The 15,718-nt window shown below is 39.8% G+C and carries 14 protein-coding genes and 1 pseudogene; 6 read left to right on the top strand and 9 right to left on the bottom strand.

Features of this window, described 5'->3' with window-relative positions; all coding sequences use genetic code 11:
- Both ACPWSO_RS10830 and ACPWSO_RS10825 read right to left on the bottom strand, forming a co-directional pair.
- Nucleotides 1–214 (bottom strand): annotated as a pseudogene (locus tag ACPWSO_RS10830) (IS5/IS1182 family transposase); the annotation flags it as partial.
- Between the two features lie 447 nt (nucleotides 215–661).
- Nucleotides 662–1,555 carry a VOC family protein gene (locus ACPWSO_RS10825; protein WP_426083259.1) on the bottom strand — a complete coding sequence of 298 codons (894 nt, stop codon included), beginning with the start codon at nucleotides 1,553–1,555 and terminating at the stop codon, nucleotides 662–664.
- Between the two features lie 149 nt (nucleotides 1,556–1,704).
- Here ACPWSO_RS10825 and ACPWSO_RS10820 point away from each other — a divergent pair, with 149 nt between their 5' ends.
- The 5 genes from ACPWSO_RS10820 (at nucleotide 1,705) to ACPWSO_RS10800 (ending at nucleotide 8,045) form a co-directional block, all read left to right on the top strand.
- The gene (locus tag ACPWSO_RS10820) at nucleotides 1,705–2,121 is read left to right on the top strand and encodes a DUF3788 family protein (protein WP_426083248.1); all 417 of its coding nucleotides are present in this window, start codon (nucleotides 1,705–1,707) and stop codon (nucleotides 2,119–2,121) included.
- Between the two features lie 383 nt (nucleotides 2,122–2,504).
- Nucleotides 2,505–4,187 (top strand): Hsp70 family protein, encoded by a 1,683-nt coding sequence (locus ACPWSO_RS10815; protein ID WP_426083246.1) that lies wholly within the window; start codon nucleotides 2,505–2,507, stop codon nucleotides 4,185–4,187.
- Entirely contained in the window at nucleotides 4,178–6,277 is a 2,100-nt protein-coding gene (locus ACPWSO_RS10810) for a hypothetical protein (RefSeq protein WP_426083244.1), read from the top strand. Before ACPWSO_RS10815 ends, ACPWSO_RS10810 begins: the two co-directional genes overlap by 10 nt.
- A gap of 15 nt (nucleotides 6,278–6,292) precedes the next feature.
- The gene (locus ACPWSO_RS10805; RefSeq protein ID WP_426083242.1) at nucleotides 6,293–7,828 is read left to right on the top strand and encodes a DUF1958 domain-containing protein; all 1,536 of its coding nucleotides are present in this window, start codon (nucleotides 6,293–6,295) and stop codon (nucleotides 7,826–7,828) included.
- A 10-nt stretch (nucleotides 7,829–7,838) separates the two neighbouring features.
- A complete protein-coding gene (locus ACPWSO_RS10800; protein ID WP_426083240.1) occupies nucleotides 7,839–8,045 on the top strand; it encodes a hypothetical protein in 207 nt (68 codons plus the stop codon).
- Between the two features lie 17 nt (nucleotides 8,046–8,062).
- Here the strand turns inward: ACPWSO_RS10800 and ACPWSO_RS10795 are convergent, their stop codons facing one another.
- The 6 genes from ACPWSO_RS10795 to yfmF form a co-directional block, all read right to left on the bottom strand.
- Complete coding sequence (locus ACPWSO_RS10795; RefSeq protein ID WP_426083238.1) at nucleotides 8,063–8,533, bottom strand: GNAT family N-acetyltransferase; 471 nt, start codon at nucleotides 8,531–8,533, stop codon at nucleotides 8,063–8,065.
- 100 nt (nucleotides 8,534–8,633) lie between these two features.
- On the bottom strand, nucleotides 8,634–9,212 hold the full coding sequence (pgsA, locus tag ACPWSO_RS10790) for a CDP-diacylglycerol--glycerol-3-phosphate 3-phosphatidyltransferase (RefSeq protein WP_426083237.1): 579 nt from the start codon (nucleotides 9,210–9,212) through the stop codon (nucleotides 8,634–8,636).
- 398 nt (nucleotides 9,213–9,610) lie between these two features.
- Nucleotides 9,611–10,513, bottom strand: a complete 903-nt coding sequence (locus tag ACPWSO_RS10785; RefSeq protein WP_426083235.1) for a RodZ domain-containing protein — start codon at nucleotides 10,511–10,513, stop codon at nucleotides 9,611–9,613.
- A 30-nt stretch (nucleotides 10,514–10,543) separates the two neighbouring features.
- A complete protein-coding gene (gene ymfI / locus ACPWSO_RS10780; RefSeq protein ID WP_426083232.1) occupies nucleotides 10,544–11,266 on the bottom strand; it encodes an elongation factor P 5-aminopentanone reductase in 723 nt (240 codons plus the stop codon).
- A 23-nt stretch (nucleotides 11,267–11,289) separates the two neighbouring features.
- A complete protein-coding gene (gene yfmH / locus ACPWSO_RS10775; protein ID WP_426083231.1) occupies nucleotides 11,290–12,582 on the bottom strand; it encodes an EF-P 5-aminopentanol modification-associated protein YfmH in 1,293 nt (430 codons plus the stop codon).
- Nucleotides 12,575–13,843, bottom strand: a complete 1,269-nt coding sequence (gene yfmF, locus ACPWSO_RS10770) for an EF-P 5-aminopentanol modification-associated protein YfmF (RefSeq protein ID WP_426083230.1) — start codon at nucleotides 13,841–13,843, stop codon at nucleotides 12,575–12,577. The genes yfmH and yfmF overlap by 8 nt, the downstream gene beginning before the upstream one ends.
- A 201-nt stretch (nucleotides 13,844–14,044) precedes the next feature.
- Here yfmF and mscL point away from each other — a divergent pair, with 201 nt between their 5' ends.
- The gene (gene mscL / locus ACPWSO_RS10765; protein ID WP_426083228.1) at nucleotides 14,045–14,452 is read left to right on the top strand and encodes a large conductance mechanosensitive channel protein MscL; all 408 of its coding nucleotides are present in this window, start codon (nucleotides 14,045–14,047) and stop codon (nucleotides 14,450–14,452) included.
- A gap of 404 nt (nucleotides 14,453–14,856) precedes the next feature.
- Here the strand turns inward: mscL and ACPWSO_RS10760 are convergent, their stop codons facing one another.
- Nucleotides 14,857–15,702: a hypothetical protein gene (locus tag ACPWSO_RS10760; RefSeq protein ID WP_426083226.1), complete on the bottom strand. Its 846-nt coding sequence runs from the start codon at nucleotides 15,700–15,702 to the stop codon at nucleotides 14,857–14,859.
- Between the last annotated feature and the right edge of the window lie 16 nt (nucleotides 15,703–15,718).

The raw sequence follows: 15,718 nt of genomic DNA, 5'->3' as shown, positions 1-15,718 counted from the left end.
AAAAGACACGCTGAGTATACGCATACAGAATAATTTTTAATAGCATCTTCGGGTGGTAGGCCGGTCGGCCTAATTGTTCTTCTAATTTATTAAAGAGTGTTTGCGGCATGGCTTCGACTAAGGCATTAACCGCAAAAGCGACATCCGTTTCAGGAATAAACTGTTCCAACTCTAATGGTAAAATCGTTTGATTAATGGTATAATCTTTAAACATAAAAGCACGCTCCTTTTGATTTGGTTTAGTCACTTTAATCTTACACGGTTGCGTGCTTTTTGTGTACCCTAAAATTAAAAAAGTGAGAAAATAATCAGATTTTCTTCTGACTATTGTCCCACTCCCACTCACGTGGAATTCGGATAAACGGTGGGAGCAGTAGCACATACCAGCATTGAACTGTGACGAGTAACCGCAGGAGCAAAACCTTCAAAAATAAGCCGAAATTCACAAAAATTTGAAAAACACCAGGTAGGAATCAGTCAACATCGACTGGCTCACATTCGTGTTTCTTGTCATTTTCGTGAATTTCTTCTTATTGCTGAGAAACACAATGAGGAACGAGCTGATGTTAAACAGTACCTATTTGGTTCTCGGGACTAAACACTCTTGTCCCATCCTCTGCATCTCTTCTATCTTTTCCATTACTTAGTTGTTATTGTTTTTTCAACTCTTAGCAAAACCGCTGCTAGCTGTTTTCTGTTCAATCCTCACCGTAATCCCGCTAGGATCAAGAAGAACAAGCTCATCTGATGTTTCCTTTAAAAAGGTAAGCCCATACTCTGTAATATTCGTTTTGACTTTAAGAAATGCTTCCTGATTGGAAACAACTAGAGTAAAGTAATCCAGACCTAAATCATTTTCTTTCGGTGCCGGCAGCTCCTTGCCCAGCCACACATTCGTTCCTATATGATGGTGGTATCCGCCAGCGGCAAAAAAACTGGCTTGACTACCGAAATGATCTTTTAATCCTAAGCCGAGTGCTTCTATATAAAAAGCTTCTGTTTTGGCCAAATCTGCTACAGAGAGATGAACGTGACCCACTGTAGTACCAGCAGGAAATTTGTCGGTTGCTTCATCTCGGCTGGCTAGTACGCCTGCTGCATCCATTTCCACAGTGATTCCTGAAATTCGACCATCCGGCTGAATAGACCATTCAGTCTTCGGTTTATCCCGATAAATTTCAATCCCGTTCCCTTCCGGATCTTCCAGATAAAGTGCTTCACTATAGCCGTGATCAGAAGCGCCAATAATCGCTGCTTCTTTTTTTAGTAAGCTAAACAAGGTGTTGCCCAAATCCTTACGTTCCGGAAGCAGAAAAGCAATGTGGTACAACCCAGCCTTTCTTTCTCTACGATTTGGCTGTTCAACTTTTCTCAGCATCAGAAGAGGCAGTCCCTCCACACCTAATAAGGCGGTTTCTGTATTGAATTCCAGTAGTGTTAAACCAATGACTGATGTATAAAATTCAATTTGTCCTGTAAGATCAGCAACTTTCAACCCTACCATGCCGGTATGAGCAGTTTTATCTATTGAAAAAGTTTGTGTTAGCATAAGTATTCCTCCTTTTATATCAGTAGTTCATTAACAGAATATCACTTACTTTTAGTAAGTTAAAGTTTTTTGCTTATTGCCTTAAAAATTTTAAACAGAAAACCATTGAAGTAGGTCAAGTAAACAGGCTATACTGGTGGAAAAGGAGAAAAGTAATGACTATCAGTTATTTTGACAATAAAGAACAAGAGCCGCAGATTACAGAACTCTATGAGGTGCTAGGCGATGCGTCCACATTATGGCAGCAGATAGATGAGGAATTATTTAAAATAGCTGCTGAAATGACAGGGTATTGGAAATTTCCAACAAAAAAAGCTGGCTGGACATGGATTAATAGCTTGAAAAAACGCGTACTTCTCTATCGTCAACCCTGTCAAAATTCGTTTCGAGCAACAATTGTTCTAGGAGAAGCTGCTGTTCAGTCCTTTTTGAATAGCGACGGACCAGATATCTTGAAAGATAAAGTTAGAGAAACACGAGTCTATGCTGAAGGGCGCAGTATCCTTTTTGAAATTTCTTCTAATCAGGACTTACAGGAACTTCTGATACTACTTCCATATAAACTCAATTAACCAAGGGGTGGTTTCTGGATACCGTTCATTCGGTTTTAGGCATACTAAAAGTCTGGGAATTTATTTATATACCAGACTTTGACGCTTTTTATGTGAATACATTTTAAATAACAAAAGTTATCCAAAATGTATTCAGCTGTGAAAAATAAGTCGAAATTTACTGGAAATAGAAGAGCAGCTATTTTCCGTATATTTCGGCTTATTTCAAAAGGGGCTGCTTGAGGACTCTAATTTACTGGATTTTATAAGGGCTGGTGTACCTTCGACTATCCTACTCTTGTTTAGCTATAAACTTCAGTAAAAAGTAAAAAAAGTATCCATATTTCCCCCCATTTCCGATAAAATAGAGTTATGTGTATTAAAAAATAAAAGGGGTATTAAAAATGATTGGAATAGACTTAGGAACATCGAACAGTGTAGTATCTTATTGGGATGGCGAACAGGTTCAGCTAATCCCCAACCGATTCGGCAAAGTGTTGACTCCATCAGTTGTTGGAATTGATGATGACGGAAAAGTTTTAATTGGTGAAATTGCCAAAGAACGGCTGATTAGTCACCCTCAGCTGACAGCAGCTGCTTTTAAACGTTTTATGGGTACTACTAAGCATTATGAGTTGGGCATACATTCTTTTTCTCCAGTTGAGTTGTCTTCTTTAATCCTAAAAAGTTTAAAAGAAGATGCAGAGAATTATCTAGAGCAGGATTGTACACAAGCGGTTATCAGTGTACCAGCTTATTTTAATAATATTGAACGGGAAGCAACGATTGAAGCGGCTAAATTAGCAGGCTTAGACGTTCAGAACTTGATTAGCGAACCAACGGCTGCAGCTATGGCCTATGGTCTGCATGAGGATAAGGATCAGGCAATTCTTGTTGTCGACTTAGGCGGCGGGACTTTTGATGTCTCTCTCTTGGAAATGTTTTCTGGAGTGATGCAGGTAGAAGCTATCTCTGGCGACAACAACCTGGGCGGTGAGGATTTCACACAAATTATCGTCCATGATTGTTTGAATAAGCATGGTTTAGCTGATCAGGTGCTGCCCGCAGCAGTGCAAGCGGTTCTCTATAGAAAAGCTGAAGGGCTAAAAATTAGTTTCTCTTCTCAGCCTAAAAGCAGCTTTTCTTTTGAAGTAAATCAAACCATTTATGAGTACGAGTTGACTATTCAGGAGTACGAAAACCTATGTCTGCCTCTTTTGAAGCGCATGCGTCAGCCGGTTGGCAGAGTGCTTAGTGATAGCCATATGGATATAAAGGATATCAATCAGGTAATCCTGATTGGCGGAGCAACGAAAAATCCTAGTATTCGCAATTATTTTTCTCGGCTGCTTAAGGTTATTCCCTACACACAGATTAATCCTGATGAAGCTGTGGGACGCGGTGCCGGCATTCAGGCAGCACTAAAAACACAACGTGAAATGGTAAATGAAATGATGATGACTGATGTCTGTGCCCATACGCTAGGAGTAGATATCATCAGCCGCGGACCAAATGGCTATACCGAAGGAGTTTTTGCACCAATTATTGAGCGGAATACGACTATTCCAGTCAGCAGAATTGAAACTTTCTATACTGTAAGAGACAATCAGGAAAAAGTCGATTTTTCAGTCTATCAAGGCGAGCATCCCATGGTCAAGGATAACTTAAAAATTGGTGAGCTGATGGTCTCTGTCCCGCCCGGACCAGGAGGAACACCGGTAGACTGCCGCTTTACTTACGATTCTAATGGTGTTTTGGAAGTTGTTGTTACAGACATTCAGGGTCAGACAACTCAGCTGATCATCGAGAGTCATCCTGGCAAGCTAACAGAAGCTGAGCTTCAGGAAAGCTTAAAAAAGATGGAAGGCTTAAAAATCCATCCGCGGGATCGTGCTGAAAACCGATTGCTTTTAGCACGGTTGGAACGTGTTTATGCAGAAGCCTTAGGAGATAAGAGGGCGTATATTCAATCCCTTATTTTAGAATTCCAGCATACACTGGATAAACAGAATGATTTGGAAGTCAAACGTCTGTCTGCAAAGCTTCAGCAGCAGTTAAATGAATTGGAGCAGCAGCTATGGACATAAACATTTGGGAAATACTAGGCATCGAAGCTACACAAGATAAAAAGAGAATCAAAAAAGCATATGCTGAAAAACTAAAGACATTAAAAATCGATCAGGAAATCGACGCTTTTCAACAGCTGAAAGCTGCCTTTGACCAGGCATTAGCTTATGCCTCTTCAAGTAAAGCTGACACTGCGGACAGTATACAAACAGCAGCAGAGCCGAACAGCAAACTAAATGATTTGGAAGAAGAATCAGAGTCAAACAACCTTAGCACTACAGACTGGGGTGAACTGAAAATTTTCTCTCTTGAACTGGAGAAAATCAAACAGACTCATGCCTACTACGATGATTTGGCATTGTGGGAAGAGCTGACAGACCCCATGTTTGACTGGAGCAAAGAAGAGTATTGGGAAAATGTCTATTTACTTCAGCAATTCTTAGCAGAAAATTATATGTGGCTTTCTAAAAAAGTTCTCAGCTATTTATTTGATATTTTTGATTTAGACAGCTTGATTAACGGCGATGGTCCAACAGGAGTTCTTGCGCCTGATTTTCATCACGTTATCATGCCGATTCATTTTGCGCCTGATTTTTCCTTTGCTATTTGGCGTGCAATTCCCGCTGATTACAGAGAGCAGTATTTTTATTGGCGTTTTCAGGCTTACCTGATGCTGATGAGAGGTTCAGTCTACAGCAGTGATTTTCAGACCTTAACAGCCAAATGTCTCGACCTTACAAAAGAAGATAGCGATATCTACAATTTACTTTTGTTGGAGCTTTTGCAGCACAGAGACGGCATCCTCGTTGAAGAACAGGCGGAGCAATTTGCTGACTTATTAGCACAAGCTGAAAAATTCCATAGTAATCAGACAACCGCTTTTCTGAGAAATTACTACGAGACGGTTATTCTTAAAAACAAAGATGCTGCCACACGCCATTATAGGTGGAAAAAGGAAGAATTGATTTTTTCAGGAAATATGTACAGTCTGCTTTATGGTTTGATTCTCTATCATCAGAATCAGCAGACAGAAGCCTTTATAGAATGGCAAAAACTGCCTGATAATAAACAAGCTGAACTGCTGACTACTTATAAAATAAATAAGAAGCTGTTACCCACAGAGAAACAAACCGAACTAAAGCTTATTTTGCAAAATGATAAACAAGCACGCAAACAGACTGCTGCTGCCAACAAAAGTTCTTCAGGAAACATCTGGTGGTGGCTGTCTATCTCAGTTTTAGTGATTAGAGTAATAATGAGTATTTCACGTGCGAACTCCACTGCGCCAAAAACACCTATTGTGAACCCAATAGTGACAGACATGCCTTACAGCCAGACATTAGCGCAAACAGCTCATCAGCTCAATCAGAAAGAAGAACAACTGCGGCTGGCGAAGCGATTTATCAGTCATTTTTACTCCACCCTAACTGTAGATCAGGTATTGTCGGCAGCAGATGAGCTGTTTATCCGAGAAGATTTAAAAGAAAAATTTGCTTCTTTAGCTGGTCAGAGAGAGTTGGACTACTCAGATACTGATATCCGTTATTTTTCCAGATTAGACGGCTATGAAATGAAACGCTATATTACAATTTACTATAAAGATGAACGTCTCCACTTATTAAAAATAGATGAGCTGGAAAAATGTATTGAAGCGGTTTACAGCACTGGTTGGGATGACCTTTCCGAAGCTGAACTTACAAAACTGATTAATTTCTCAGAAACAGACACACAGGAAGTGACTACGCGTTTCATTAAAGATTACTTATTCACCGAAAATCAAACAGGAAATTTAGGCGATTTAGCTGTTTTTCTGACACCTGAATTTCGAAAAAGCTTAAATATAGATGAGCAAGGGAATTTCCAAACCAAAATGAACAGTCAACAGCTGGAAAATTTCCGAAATGGCTGGTTTTATAGCGTACAGTTGAACTATAATGAAATAGAATATGTTCTGACAAATGATCAGGAGGATATGGTATATTTTGCCTTTGATGAAGAAGGCAGACTCAATCATATTTACGGTGACAACTGGGAGTATCTGGAAACACCATCGCTGATGAGCACTAGCGAAAGATTATTTGTCGCTGATATCTTACATCCAAAAAACTAAGAAAAAGGAGTAACTATGTACAAAAACAAGAAAATTCATCTGGCTCTCTTATTAAGCCTGCTGTTCTCTTTTGCTTCCATTCTACCCGGTTTGACCGGCTATGCAGAAGAAGGTACTGGACAATCTGAAATAACAAACAGTGAAACCATGACATCCTCTGAGGAAGCACCTGCTCCAGAGGATATCATGACGATTACCCGTAATGCAGGTTATACCGTTGATGATTTCTATCGTCCTGCTGCTTCTATTGTCATCGATGCCAGCTCCGGACAGGTCATCTGGGAAGATCAGGCTGATCAGACCTGGTATCCGGCGAGTATCGCCAAAATGATGACAGTTTATCTGCTGTTTGACGCCATCAAGCAGGGAACGATTACGCTAGATACGACAGTCACAGCAACTGAAAGTGACCAGGCAATCTCAGAAATCTATGAGTTAAGTAATTCACCTATTGTTTCTGGTGTTGCTTATCCCGTTACTGATCTGCTATATATGACTACGATGGCATCGTCAAATGCAGCAACTGTCATGCTGGCAAACCTAGTAACAAATAATGATGCAGCCGCCTTCATCACAATGATGAATACAAAGGCACAGGAGCTGGGGATGACAAATACTACCTTTTACAATCCTAGCGGGGCAGCAGCCAGTGCCTTTAACGGCTATTACTCGCCTGCGGGGATTGATCCAGAGGCTGATAATGTATCGACCGCTCGGGACTTGGCCTTGATGTTTTATCATCTGTTGAAAAATCATCCGGAGGTTTTGGAGTACACTAACAAACAGCAGATTACGGTGATGGAAAATACAGAATACGCTGAGCTTTTAGAAAACTCCAACAAATCAATTCCCGGCGGATTATACGGCTATGAGGGCGAAGATGGTCTCAAGACTGGTGCTAGTCCGGAAGCAGCCTATAACTACGCAGCAACCGCTACAAGAGACGGCATGCGTCTAATTGAAGTAGTCCTTGGTGTAGGTGACTGGACAGATGCTGAAAGCGAAAATCAGCGGCATGCATTTGGTAATGCGTTATTCGACTATGGTTTCAATACATTTGAATATAGAAAGCTGCTGGATGCAGGAACACAAACAATCAATAATAAAGAAATTATTCTTGATCAAGAATTTTTTGGTCTGTTACGTAAAGGGACGCAGCCTGAATATATTCTCTCGGACAACCAACAGCTGCTTTTATCTAACCAGCTGAATCAAGTCTCATCGAGTATTCCAGCACCAAGTATCCCTTATCAGCTAAAGGAAGACAAAAAGGCAAAGGAAGAAGCAGAGACAAAAAGCAGCACAGCTGACAGCTCTCTACTTGGTAAAATTAAGCAGGCTTGGAAAGAGTATGCGCTTGTAGCAGCACTTTTAGTAATAGCAGTTCTTTTATTGATGTATGCTGGAACTACAGGAAGTAAAACGAAGCGTTCCAGAAGACGGGCAACCTCTCATAGACAGACAGCCTTCATTTTAGGTATTACATTAATTCTTGCCGCTATTCTATTAGGTGGAGGAACCTTCATTTTAGGTCCTTGGCTGCCGTTTTAGGAGAAAGTAAATGACACTATTTGGCTGGTTAAAGAAGAAACCGGCGACTGTTAAACCAAATGCAGCTATTTCTGAAAGTATCACTGAAACTGCAGCATCAGACAATCTGTCCGATGAATTACGTTACCGCTGCTTTGACAAAGCAGAGTATCAATTTGATACAGCTTTAGTTCATTACTGCACGCTTCATAAGAAAAAAGCAGCTCTCTTCATATAAAAGAGTCGCTGCTTTTTTCATTTGTCGGATAGGTTTCTTTCCATTGGAATGAAACGAATTCCATTAATTACTTTCTCTGTACCAGCAGCTGTAAATCCTAACTTAAGATAGGCTTCCACTGCATAAGGTGAAGAATTAACCGTTACTATCTGACAGTTCGTATTTTTTGAATAATCTTCGATCATTTTAGAGTAAAGTCTTCGTGCAATTCCCTGACGATGATACGCCTTGTCAACAAACAATAAGGAAATATGAAAGGGTTCTCTAACTGCTATAACACCTAAAAGCTTACTTTTTTCATAGTATCCCCAGATGAAGAGTTCGTTATTCTCAAGCTTCTTACTGATTTCAGGTAAAGAAATAAAGCTTTTAAATTCCTGAACTCCTTGATTAGAGTAATCAACTGCTTCAAACTCCATAAAAGTTCGCCAAACCAACCCTAAAGCTTCAGATAATTCCCCTCTGTGATTTCTAATTTTCTTAATCACTAACCCACCTCTTTTTTCAGATACTATGTGTAAATAAAAATTTCTAAAAAAGAGAAGCTGTCCCGCAGCCCCTCTTATACGTCCTCTATTCAATCCATTTCTACATTGAACCTTTAAATACTTCACTATTTTTAATAAAATAATCTACACCGGAGTATATTGTAAAAATCAAACAAGTGTACAGCATAATCAAATCAACCGGCAGTCCCATCAGATTGAAAGGAATATTGTTAATCAGTAATAGAATAATTGCCACCATCTGAGTAGCTGTCTTAATTTTACCTGGCCACGCAGCTGCCATCACTTCCCCGTGTTCTACCAGAAGCAGACGCAAACCTGTAACCGCCAGTTCACGACAGACAATAACTGCAACAACCCACGAAGGCGCTTTGCCTTGTCCAACTAAGACAATAAACGCTGTCATTACCAGCATTTTATCTGCTAACGGATCAGCAAACTTTCCAAAATTAGTCACTAATCCTCTTGCCCGGGCAATTTTTCCATCTAGCCAGTCTGTAATACTGGCAATCGCAAAAATCACTGCCCCAACCAATTGGGTGATTTCCAGCACGGTTTGCCCAACAGTGATTGAGCCCCAATCCAAAGGCAGAGTAACTACCAAAATAAAAATTGGTATCATAAAAATTCTAAGTACAGTTAATTTATTAGGTAAGTTCAACGCTCATTCCTCGCTTTCCTTTTCTATTTTACGTCATCCGACATAACCTGTCACGATAAACCATCTAAATTCTCAATAAAGTGATACCTGATTTACTTTGTATCTTGTTATTCCCTTGACACCTCTCACTAAACTGGAGAAAATCAACGCATAGCTATCTCTTTTTTTAAAGGATACAGCTGACTCTTAATAAGAGGGGCTGTGACATTAGTATGCCTCAGTCCCTTAAACCCGGATAAACGGTGTTTCAGAAGTAACTTCTTCGACAATAAGGCGGAAATTCGCAAAAATTTGTAGAACAATTTTCGGAATTTCCGCCTTATTGCTTGAAGCTGAACACTTCTGTCACAACCTCTATTTATTCTCTAATTTTAAACTTAGAGCCAAAACATCTGTTACTATTGTTGCGGCTCTTTATAGGCAATGGTAAATAAGAGATTACGTTCACCAATCCCTGTATCGTTCGGGTTAAAAATAACCTGCTGTCCATTTAGCTTCATATCCATATACTCTGAAGCGCCCAATGCCACAGTGACATTCGTCGCACCAGCTGGTATCTCAAATTCCTGCGTTTGTCCCTGCGGTACAGTTGACTGGAAAACATACGCGCCATCAATAATTACTCCGGCCCAGCAGTTCCCTTCGGTTGCAGTAAAACTGAATTTCGCAGGTGTATCTACGTCAGTAGCACTTAAATTAACAACTCTATTCGCTTCGCTTTGGTACACAACATTAGCTGTTTTTTCCTCACTGCTTTCAGTCGTTGAGCTTTCCTGTACAGAACTGCTTGTTTCAGAAGATGAGGTACTTGTTGATTCAACAGAAGAGCTGCTCTCAGAAGAACGTTCCACTGTAATTGTAGAAGCAGGCGGCTCAATAATCGGATTCGCCTTTTGATCCTGCCACATAATATAGAACACAACAATCGCAATAGCTAGTCCAAACAGTGATAAAATAATTGCTGGTAGGCTTTTGAATAGACTGCTTTCCCGTTCTTCTTCATAAATCTGTATTCTGGATTCTTCCAGCGTTTTATACTCCGCTGCCAGTTCAACATCTTCCGGGAGATCTTTTCCGTCAAAATAGTTGATTAGCTCTTCACCATCAAGGTTCACCGCATTGGCATACTGGCGAATAAAGGCACGCACGTAAAAAGTCCCAGGCATGGAATCAAAATTATTTTCTTCAATTGCCATTAAATAGCGCTTTTGGATCTTCGTAATCTGCTGCAGCTCATCTAACGACATATTCATTTGTAGTCGTGCTTCTCGTAGTCTCTGTCCTATATTAACGCTGGCCACTCGTTCATCTTCTCCAGTCTTTCTAAAATATCAATACCATCCCCCATTTACGGGAATGGTCGCTCCGGTTATATAATTTGCCTGATCAGAAAGCAAGAAAGCCGTTATTCCAGCTATCTCATCCGGATGAGCCATCCTGCCTACTGCTATATTTTCTTCCAATTGCTGAATTTCTTCCATTGTCCACTGCTTGTTCATCTCTGTTTGAACCGCTCCTGGAGCTACTATATTCACAGTGATGCCTAAGCTGGCAACCTCTTTGCTATAGGCTCGGACAAACGCTTCTTGTCCGCCTTTCACACCGCTATATACAGCTTCCATGCTGCTGCCATACTGACCATAAACAGAACCGATAAAAAGAATCCGACCCTGACCGCTCTTACTCAGTTTTTTCTGCAAATCCCGACAAAGAAGCATGGGTGCTTTCAAGTGAATCTGTAAAAGATTTTCAATTTCTTGATTTGTCTGATTTTCCAGCAATGTATAATAGGTAAAACCACTGGCAAAAACTACAGCGTCTACCTGAAATAATTGTTCTAAAAAAGTTGGAAACTGCTGTTCTTCCAACATATCTAAGGATACCATAAAAAATTCTTGCTGAGGATAACAATTTTGAAAGTTTCTAATCAAATTTTCGACCTTTTCCTCATTTTCATGATAGTGGCAGTACAATGACCAGCCGGCGGCTGCCAGCTGTCTTGCAACTGCGGTTCCAATACCTCCGCTTGCCCCCATAATCAATGCCTTTTTCATGACTGTCTCCTTATCAGTTTTTGCTAGTTTTTAGGATACATATAAAATCTGCTTAAGCCGTCTTTACGAATAAACTGCTTTCCAATTTTTTTGATATCGTCCAAGCAAATGGCTTCAATTACAGAAAGCATGTCAAATAGCGTTGTCTTACCAAATAATGACTGTGAAAACTGATTGGCAATATATTCTAACGAATTTAAAGACTGGAAATACTTTCCAATCATTTTTTTCTTAAGCAAATCAAGGTTTTCCTCTGTTAATTCCGGACTGTCTTCATAAGACAACAAAATTCTTTCCAGCTCTGCAGCCAGTTGCTCTGGCTGGTCGCTGTCGCCGCCTATGTCAGCGAAATGAAAGCTGCGGTCCAGATTAAATTCATAGCTGAAGCTATCATCTAATAATCCTGTATTATACAATGAGAGGTAATTTTGAGAGGTATTCCCAAAAAGCAGCTGTAACAATAAATTTACTGCTGTCTTATACTTCAACAGGTCGAAGCCGTCCTCAGGCACCTCATCAAGCCCTTTAAGTCCTACAAGGACCTTGGGCCGCTGTACAGGCATTTCAATTGAGCTTTCACGAACAATATCTGCTGCTGCTTCAATCGGAAAATGACGTTTAATCGGCGCTGCAGCTGCAAAAGTTTTCTGTTGTTGATTTTTGCGGATGGAGGCCATCATTTCTTCCGGCTCCATTTTTCCTACAACAAACAAGGTCATATTACTTGGATGATAAAACGTATGATAACACGTATATAAATCATCAGCAGTAATCTGACTGATGCTTTCTACTGTTCCTGCAATATCGATATGCAGTGGATGCTTAGGATAAAGATTCCCTAGAATTCCAAAAAACAGCCGCCAATTTGAATCATCCAGATACATTTGAATTTCCTGACCGATAATCCCTTTTTCCTTTTCCACTGTTTCTTCTGTGAAGTATGGTGCTTGTACAAAATCAATCAGTGTTTCCAGATTTTTTTCTACCTGATCTGTAGTGGAAAATAAATAACTGGTTTTCGTAAAACTGGTAAAAGCATTGGCAGAGGCCCCTTGACGTCCAAAAGCCTGAAAAACATCGCCATCTTCCTTTTCAAACATTTTATGCTCGAGGAAATGAGCAATTCCATCGGGTACTCGTATCATCTCATTTTTTCCTAACGGAACAAACTCATTGTCAATTGATCCATAATCGGTAGTAAATAATCCATAAGTTTTATGGTAATCATTTTTAGGCAGCAGATAGACTGTTAAGCCATTCTCCAGCACTTCTGTATATAGCGTTTCATTGATTTGCGGATAGGATTTCTTATCCATTCTTCTGCTCCCCCTCTAAAAAGAAAATAGCCTGCATTTTAACTTGATTGGCAACCTTTTGTATTTCTTTAAGTGTTACTGCTTCTAGACGACGCAGCCACTCCTCAGGTTCAAGAACTGTTTCCGGTAACAGAAAATCCATATATGCCCCTTCCAGAACAGAACCTGCATTATCCAGAGACAACAGATATTGATTTTTCAGCATTGCCTTTGTCTGCTGCAGCTCTTCTTCCGACACTTCGCCTTTACGGATATTCTCCAGCTCTTTCGCTATCAAATGCAGAACCTTTTCTCTATTTTTCCCATCGATTCCGGTTTGAACAGTTAACATCCCCCGGAAAGTATCTAAACTACTGGAAGCATAGTACGCTAAATTCTCTTTTTCACGAACATTCATAAATAGCTTGGAATGAGGAAAACCTCCAAAAAGTCCATTAAATACCTGTAAAGCAAAATAAGAGGCCTCGCCATAGAAAACATTTGTATCATAAGCAATATTCAGCTTAGATTGGGCCAGTTCTTCTCTTTCTGAACGTTCTTTAATGACATTATCAATCGTATGATGATAAAAAACTTCACCTACTCCGGCTTCCCGTTCTGTAAACGGCAACTCAGCAATTAGTTTAGCAGTCATCTCTTCTTCCACGTCACCCAAAATAAAAATATCGATTTGATCCTTCGCCATCATCTCATAGTAATAATCGGCGATTGTTCGAGAAGTTTCCTTTTTCAAGTCTTCCAGAGTACCAAAGCTAGGAATTTTTTGGGCATCAGATTCATCAAAATAAAGGTTTTGCAGTGAAAGAGCTGCATATGCCTGCTTATCTTCCATCACACTCTCAATATAAGCCCCTGTATTTTCCTTCTCTCTGTCAAAAGTTTCCTGATCGAAATGACCCTCAACAATGTGAGGAGCGAACAAAATCTCTTTAATAAATGCAACTGCTTCTTCCAGAACATGACTTTGATTTAGGTAATTATCATTAACAATACTCATGGATAGATTCAGCCAGTGCAGGTTTCCTTTTTTATTTACGTTAAAACCAAAACTGGCACCGTACATCTCGGCCAGCCGTTCACTGATTTGCGTCTGATCCGGATAGTTTAGACTATTTGTTTCCAGCAGACTGGACAACAAAGTCCGTTTGGTAATGGTTCGGCGGTCCAATAATGTATTGAAACGTATTAATATACGTACGGTTTTATATTTTTTAGTTGGCAGAATATGTAGATTGACTCCCTTAGCTAGCTTAACTGACATGTTTTCAACCCTTTCTTCGTTGTTTCATCATAATCAATATGTCTTATAAATTCAAGAATCTCCCTGTATTTAAATACTTTTTTAACTTTCTGTTTCTGCGTATAATTATAGCATAGCTTCTACTACTTTTAAGATTCCAAACTGTTTTCGTTTAAAATTATTCTAATTTTGAGTATACTAAAATAGTAGAGGAGGGATACTATGTTCAAGGAATTTAAAGAATTTATGATGCGGGGAAATGTACTTGATCTTGCTGTTGGGGTTGTTATCGGGAGTGCCTTCACAGCAATCGTGACCAAAGTCGTTGATGGTCTGATTACCCCTATTGTTAGCTTGATTATTGTAATGATAACTGGACAAAGCAGTGCAGACGATGCATTCGGTTCACTGGTCTTCAATGTAAATGGCGTAGCGTTCAAAGTTGGAGACGTCATTAGTGCAATCATTACTTTTATTATCACCGCATTTGTCCTGTTCTTGATTGTTAAGGCAGCAAACAAAATGAAAAAACCACAAGAGGAAGAGCCGGTAGAAGAGACACCTACAGCAGAAGAATATCTGGCAGAAATTCGTGATTTGCTGGCTGCCCAAAACAAAAAAGAACAGTAAACAGATTTCCGTATTACAGATAAAAAGAGTAGGATATTTAGTAATCTTCAATAAGTTGGATTTTGAGTCCAATATTGAGATTCTTCTTTTTCCTACTCTTTTTGCTGTTCTGCAAAAAAATAAAAGCTTTATAAAACACACACAGCTGAAAACCGGAGGAGGTTTTCAGCTGTTTTAATTAGGAGTTAAATGAAATGAAACATCTTATATTTGATTATTAGTTTAGCCTCTATTTATGAATAAAGTATGATGAAACTTTTTAAAAAAAGCTACTTTTCTGCAATAAAATAGTTTCTTTCACTCCTAGTATCCAAAAAAATATATAAATTATTCTTCTTTAATAAAAAATCAACAGTCTGAGGAAGCTTTTCTTTCCTCAGACTGTTGATTTATTTAAGTTACTCTTAGTTGAACATAGCCCCATCATCAAGACAGTTGTCTGCGCCTTGATTCTGTGCTGGAGCTGCTGGAGCTGCCGGCTGTTGTTCTACAGGTGCTGCTGGCTGTTGTGCCGCTGCATTAGCTGCTGCCTGAGCATCGGCAGCCGCTTGTGCATCAATTGCTGCCTGTGCTGCCGCTGCATCATTGGCCGCTTGATTATTGTCAACGGTTGGCTGTGCATTGGCTGCCTCCTGAGCCGCTAGGGCATCCGCTGCTGCTTGTGCATCGGCATTGGCTGCTGCTTCAGCTTGTGCTGCTGCATCCTTCTCTGCTTTTGCAGCAAGCTCTTGTTCTTTGGTATCAACGACTTGACCTGCTTTATTTTTATATTTCAAGAACGCCACCGTACCATCATAACCTACTTCAACTTCTGATTTTGGATCAAAATCAGAGAAATTGAAATTACTGATTTCGTGTACCGTATCATCAGCAAAGGTTACCTGCACAGCATATTTTTGTTCTCCCTCTTTGTTTTCAGGTGTGTAAAATAATTGTACTGTATCCTCATTTTTAATCGTTGCGTTCTCACTCAACATACTTGCTGGATATTCTGTCTGATCGGCAGCTTTAATGGCTACAGCTTTGATTTCCTGTCCTGTGCTGTTCTTAACCAATGCTTTTGAAGCAGTATCTGATTTTACACCTACAACTTGATACGTTTTCTCTTCACTTGAGCTTGTTGTCGTAGCTGTTGAACTGCTTACTGTTGTTTTTTCAGTGCTCGATGCTGTATCTTTCTTTCCGCTGCCGCACGCTGTCATACCAAGCACACAAGCGAATAAGGTAACTAACTGCATGACTTTCTTCATTTTATAAATCCCCCAT

It is taken from the genome of Enterococcus sp. LJL51, from assembly GCF_049894025.1.
Classification (GTDB): domain Bacteria; phylum Bacillota; class Bacilli; order Lactobacillales; family Enterococcaceae; genus Enterococcus_L.
This window is presented reverse-complemented; position numbering and strand designations above follow the sequence as displayed.